Consider the following 6024-nt stretch of genomic DNA (forward strand, 5'->3'; position numbering starts at 1 on the left):
AATAAATTATTGGGTAGAAGTAGTTGTAGCAGGTTCAGGCTGCTTCACGGCAAACTGGGCAATGGCGCCCATGGTTGTGCCCACGGCAGCCATTATAGCCGTTACAGCAACCGGAACAATGTCAATGCCTGTTAACGAAACAGAAACGGCCACCAGGCCTGCGCCTAAAATTTGAACTTTTTTAAAAAATGAGGGCGTATCAGTGGTGATACGTTCCCAGAACGAATATTTTTTTTCCATAATTGGGTAGGGTAAATAGCCTTGGGTTGAATAGGGCTATTGGGTGAATTAATGTTGAAAATCCTTGGTTTAAGCTCGTAGAAAGAACGCGGGAATTGGATTCAGGGGATTTTAGTTACCCGTAATATTGAAGTGCAGTTTGTATTAATACTGCGCTGACGAGGAATGTTTTAAATATCGCTTTTGTCATTTTCGGAACGAAAATATGTGGCGAGAAGATTGCTATGTGATCCACCTTAATTTCTAATACGTACAACAATCTGAATAAATCTTTACCCCTTTCTTAAGTTAATTCTTTTTGAAAGGTTTAATGCTGGTCTCTCAATTAATAAATAAAAAATATAGGCGATTAAAATGGATAATATTAAACATACAAGAAACAAAAGACCAGCATTTTTTAAGGAACCGCTTAAGGTTCTGATTACTATTGCACTAATTGGTATATGCATAAGATAAAGTGAATAGGAAATATTACCTAAAAAATTTAGTACGGGAACGTTAGTGTTACGCTTATAAAGCATTAAAAATGCTACGGCGGAAGCGGGAACCACACCGCTTATTATCGATTTTGCAAAAATTATATAAGTGGTAAACAAAAGAAAAATAATCCAAAACCATTTCCGGTCTATCAACTTCACATATGCCATAAAAGCTATATATCCAAAGGCGAATTGATAAACATTGCTAATGATTATACCATTGATATTATATTTAATAGATAGCACACTAAGAAAGATAACAATTAGGACGGATATATAATTTTGTACCCGCATTAAAACAGGATACAATAATCCCAATATTATATAAAATTGAAACTCGATCGAAAGCGTCCAAAAAATGCCACTATACCAATTAACTGACTTTATAAATGGAACAAGGTAGGTTAAATGTAAGAAAATGGATTTCAGATTAATAGCGGAAAGTGGCAAAGGGACCAATATAAATAGTAGAATTATGCAACACCAATAAGGCGGGTCTACTCTAACGCTTCTCTTAAGTATAAAACCAAAGAAGTTTTTAATTTGATATTGCTTTTTAAAAAGGGAATAGGGCAAAATAAAACCTGAGATGACAAAGAAGATCACAACACCCTGTTGACCATTAATAAATAGGTAATCAAAAAAAGGATTGATTTGAAACCCGGTTGCCATTTGTATATGTATAAAACAAACCCCTAAAGCCGCAATCGCCCTTAATAAAACAACACTGTTAATTTTTGTATTTTTTTCAAGCATTATGAATGCAATATAAAATTATAATGCGATTTATAACCTGGTTTCGATTATCTCAAATGAATAAAATGGATAATCAATTACTTCAATGGAAAACCCTTTTATTTTGGTCACCTCACTTTTAACCTTTTCCGCATCGTTTAGAGCAAATTCAACTGACATGCCTTTTAACAATGTTTTATCTGCAAAAGACGTGTTATCGATCGATGTTTCCACGTATTCAATAGTACCTCCAAGAAGTTGGAAAACTTCATTTACTTCCTGTGTACCCGAGCCTGAATACGTAAATGTTTTTATTGCTCTTATACCTTTAAACCGTTGTCCAGTTGAATAACCTATGAAATTGTAGATTACAGATTGTGTACCAACAACCTCATATAAAGCATTTGGCTGAATTTCACCGCTTAAAATCTGATATGCCATTATGGTTTTAAATTATTGATTCTAATAATATATCTTATCTGAATGAACTTTGCATTTATTGGAAATTCTTGTACACCTAATCCTCCTCTAATATAAGCTGGGTCGCCGTTACCTCTAACAATTGAACCAGTGCGCAAGTCGCCAGTGTTGTTAGATGTTGGCCTAGTCCCTAGTTCGTAATGCTGGTAGCTTTCATTGCTAAATGCTACTATAACCACACCAGACCCGGAAAAAGCACTTGTATCAATTGCTTTAAATACATTACCAACGTCGTAATTAATCGCATTGTAAGTAATTGTTCCCGATACAACTTGATAATAGTTACCAACCGTCACGGGCGTACCGGAAGCGATGTTTGCGCCRCCATCACTAAACCTTGCCATAATTGTATGTCGTTGCGGCGCTTCAAGAATTTCACGAAGCACACCAGACGCGACAGACGTAAATGACGTTTGACCGGTTACAGTTGTAAACCTTTGACCGGGTTGATAAGTTGTATCGTTGTAAACGATAGCTCCAACCTCAACAATATAAGGTATGCCGGCGATTAACGAATCTGAAGTGCTTTTAGTGGTCGTGTCCAAATCGGCTATACTATCAATATATTGGCCGTTTCTATCGGCGTTGAAGCCACAAGATGGAAAGTTCGCAAATTCCCTACCTAATGTATTTACGATGATATTGGTGTCGATTTGGGCATCTAAAAGAGGGTCAGTTAATGTTATACTATCATCAGCTACCGTAATATTAATTGCACTTGCAAACTCAAAAGCGCCTGCGCTTTCAGTTGCACGAGCTTTTATTGGATACGCGAGTGATTTTGCACCAACGTAAGTTCCGAAGTAAGAAAGGTTTTTTGCTGGACTTGCGAAACTTAAGCTAAGGTCACCTATAGCCGCGTTATTAAACAGAGGATCGCCCATAGCAGAACCGTTAAACGAGTTAAATACTGAAAGTGAATTCATATCGGAAACTAACGAGGCAATATTTGAATAGTAAGTAAATCCACTCGGTACACTCGGATAAAGATTGCCGCCCGTATTTGATATCCCAGCCGTCATTTTAAAGTTACACTGATAAAACAAACTGTATCTTAACAAACCCATGTTAGCAAGACTGTTAGATGATATATTGCATTGATAAAATAGGTTAGAAAATGCAGTTTGCAATGTATTACCGAAGGAAACTGATATGCATTTATAAAACGTGCAATTCGATAAAGTTAGGTTACCACTTTCTAAGTTAATAGGAACGTTGCAATTCAGGAAAATAGAGTTGACTATAGTAGTTGTATAACCTTGATAGATAGCAATGTTATCAAAAATACAATCGTAAACTAAGGTTGTACGTGTACCAGGTTGTTGCACATATCCTCCGGCACCTCTGTGTGTTATGTTATAAAATGAGTTGTCCCCGTTATCTGTTTGAAAAAGTCCGTAGAAACTACTATCAAAGACAACGTCTCCATCGCCTATCCAACTTTTATTGAGACTATTAAAATAGGGGATTTGCTCCCTATAAACGCCACTACCGACTATAATTACCCCACCCTGTGAAGTTAGACTTTGTGCCTTAGTTAATGTCCTAACGGGAAGTTGTCGACTGCCATTACCTGTCATGTCGTTTCCTGATATTGCTACATAACAAAAATTTACTGGCTTTACGTTGTCAGCCGAGTTCGGTATTGCAAATCCATATTTATTCGTCACTCCTGGCTTGTAAGCCCAATTGTATGTTGCACTCATAATTAATTATCTTGACATTTAAGTTTAATGTTACAGCTTGCGTTTGTTAGGTCGGTATAGTTGAAAGTAATGAATACACGATCACCAGCTTCGTAAGTAAAGGGATACGTCTGTGTGCCTAATGGATACGTGCCAGATATGCCGTTTTTTAGTTTTATACTGGCAGCACCGGAGATTAATACACTATTTACTTGCCCACTATTCTCCATTAAAATACTTACTTCATTTAATCCGACAGGATTGATTTGGTAATTCACCTTTTTCTTTTCATCCAGTATTAGGCTAATGGTTTTTAAAGCTGTCATTGCTCTTTGATCGTCATTACGGGCAAGGGCTTGTGTTGTGGTAGCCAGAGCAACAATGCCGGAAGAACTTTCGGTTGCGTCTGATATGACCCCGCCACCAGAACTTAACACCCAAAGATTATCGGTATTATCCCATATATACATTTTGGCATCAGACCCTTCACCAATATCCACATAAGCATAATCTCCAGCAACACCGGTCGGGTTTGCGGTAGTTAATACCCCCGAACTTGTATAGATTCCTTTGAAGTGTTCTGATAGGTTAGTCAGTTTAGTTTTTTCTGATGTTGTATAGTTTTCCTGGCTTAGTCCATAACCTGCAACTGTATTAACTTTGTTATCTATCTGCTCCTGCAACCCCTCATCCCCCGCACTTCTCAACTCAGCCTCGTTAGCTATCTCTTCCGCATCGGTATTATCCAGCGAAAAGCCGGCCGGCCAAACGCCGGCTGTTTTTGGGCCGAAGAAGGTGTACGTTGTTGTGTTAACGTAATAATCGCCATTGCTACCGGTATACAAATTGGAGGGGTTGGTGGTACCGCTTAAAATGGTTTTGCCATTGGCGCCGGCAGGGCCGGTTGCGCCTTGCGGACCGGCAACCCCGGCAGGGCCTGTTTGCATGGAAAATACCTGCGCCCAGGCGCCTGTCGATTTTTTGTAGAAGATACCGGTTAGCGTGTTTATATAAGTGTCGCCATTTTTACCAGTAGCGGTTGCCGGGATGCTGGTGCCATATAAAATGGTTCCATTGGCTGCATTTCCGGTGGGGAAGGTGTAAACCACCGCCCAGGTGCCGGCTATTTTTTGCGCCAGGGTACCCGTGGCAGTGTTTATAAAAATGTCGCCGTTTTTGCCCGATATATTGGCAGGTAGGGTGGTGCCGAAGGAGATGGCCGCGCCAACGGTTAACCCGGTGCCGATAAACTCCAGCAGGGTGCTGAATGCAAACTGGTAATCGGTGCCGTTTTTTACCAGGATAGAACTGTCGGACGCGGCGATGGCGGATGCTACCGGCAGGTCGGTTATTTTTTTATCGGTTGCCATCAGTTTAAAAATTCGGTAATGGTTAAATTGTAATTGTTGTAGTCGCCCGGATAATACATGGGCGTCAGTATTGTAATTTTGCCCAAACAGGACGGATACTTCAAACTTTGGATCATTAGTTAATTGGTCATTTGCTTTACTGTCATTGGTCATTTTGCTTCGCTGTCATTAGTCATTGGTCATTTCGCTGCGCTGTCATTGGGTATTGGAGGGAGGGCAATTAATTTTCAAATCTTCAAATTCTCAAATCTTCAAATCAAAACATCCACTTCCTTTTCGGTAGATGCGGGTTTGGGGCCTGTGCTGGTTATTTCAACTTTGAGGGTTTTGTGTGATTCGGTTAGTGTTTTGGTTGCTTCGGGCTTGTCAGTCCATCCCATACTTTTTAAGGCGAATATGGCGCCTGTGGGTTTTTCGAACAAAAGTTGTTCGTAGGCTGCCTCTATTCTAAAACGGGCATATCGGAGTGGCTTTCGGTGACTTCGTTTTTTTTCATGATCTTCAAAATCAGCAATGTTTTTAAAGTTCAGAAACAACGCCAGGCCACGGATTGTGGGTATCTCCGGTTCGCGGATCCATTTTTTTTTCAATCCAGTTGTTGATGTATCCGGCGAGGGTTCACCTTTAACATATTCAAAATAATCATTCACCATCTGCATCCTCCGGGGTGCACGGGCATATTTAAAAGAAGTTTCCATGTTTTATGTTTTAAATGCCGATTGGCATAAAGTAGAATCAAATGTAAGGATTATTTTTTAATTATGCTAATTTTTTTGGTAAAATAATTTAGTTGATTGGTTCACGTTAGTTCATTGGTCCTGTCTGTTGGATTACCAGACAAGACCAATGAACTTTTTATTGTAGCTTAAGCTTTTGCCCCGCATGCCCGCTATGCCCGCGTTCCAATGAACCAATGAACCAATGAACCAATGAACCAATGAACCAATGAACCAATGAACCAATGAACCAATGAACCAATGAACCAATGAACCAATGAACCAATGAACCAATGAACCAATGAACTAATGAACCAAT

The 6024-nt window shown here is 39.4% G+C and carries 7 protein-coding genes; all 7 read right to left on the reverse strand.

Annotated elements, in window-relative coordinates; all coding sequences use genetic code 11:
• Window positions 1–6 precede the first annotated feature (6 nt).
• Window positions 7–240, reverse strand: a complete 234-nt coding sequence (locus AC1DV1_RS13540) for a hypothetical protein (protein WP_477359977.1) — start codon at window positions 238–240, stop codon at window positions 7–9.
• A 272-nt stretch (window positions 241–512) separates the two neighbouring features.
• The gene (locus tag AC1DV1_RS13545) at window positions 513–1475 is read right to left on the reverse strand and encodes an acyltransferase family protein (protein ID WP_477359979.1); all 963 of its coding nucleotides are present in this window, start codon (window positions 1473–1475) and stop codon (window positions 513–515) included.
• A 30-nt stretch (window positions 1476–1505) separates the two neighbouring features.
• Window positions 1506–1895, reverse strand: a complete 390-nt coding sequence (locus AC1DV1_RS13550; protein WP_477359981.1) for a hypothetical protein — start codon at window positions 1893–1895, stop codon at window positions 1506–1508.
• Window positions 1895–3640 carry a DUF1565 domain-containing protein gene (locus tag AC1DV1_RS13555; protein WP_477359983.1) on the reverse strand — a complete coding sequence of 582 codons (1746 nt, stop codon included), beginning with the start codon at window positions 3638–3640 and terminating at the stop codon, window positions 1895–1897. The genes AC1DV1_RS13550 and AC1DV1_RS13555 overlap by 1 nt, the downstream gene beginning before the upstream one ends.
• Window positions 3641–3642: 2 nt before the next feature.
• Complete coding sequence (locus AC1DV1_RS13560; protein ID WP_477359985.1) at window positions 3643–5142, reverse strand: hypothetical protein; 1500 nt, start codon at window positions 5140–5142, stop codon at window positions 3643–3645.
• Between the two features lie 98 nt (window positions 5143–5240).
• A complete protein-coding gene (locus AC1DV1_RS13565; RefSeq protein ID WP_477359987.1) occupies window positions 5241–5687 on the reverse strand; it encodes a hypothetical protein in 447 nt (148 codons plus the stop codon).
• Between the two features lie 157 nt (window positions 5688–5844).
• A partial coding sequence (locus AC1DV1_RS13570; protein ID WP_477359989.1) for a hypothetical protein occupies window positions 5845–6024 on the reverse strand: 180 nt, incomplete at its 5' end.

It is taken from the genome of Mucilaginibacter sp. P4_D1 (assembly GCF_056401935.1).

Coding starts and splice junctions, on each gene's coding strand:
- AC1DV1_RS13540 (WP_477359977.1), bottom strand. CDS start 240: ATGGAAAAAAAATATTCGTTCTGGGAACGTATCACCACTGATACGCCC.
- AC1DV1_RS13545 (WP_477359979.1), bottom strand. CDS start 1,475: ATGCTTGAAAAAAATACAAAAATTAACAGTGTTGTTTTATTAAGGGCG.
- AC1DV1_RS13550 (WP_477359981.1), bottom strand. CDS start 1,895: ATGGCATATCAGATTTTAAGCGGTGAAATTCAGCCAAATGCTTTATAT.
- AC1DV1_RS13560 (WP_477359985.1), bottom strand. CDS start 5,142: ATGACCAATGACAGTAAAGCAAATGACCAATTAACTAATGATCCAAAG.
- AC1DV1_RS13565 (WP_477359987.1), bottom strand. CDS start 5,687: ATGGAAACTTCTTTTAAATATGCCCGTGCACCCCGGAGGATGCAGATG.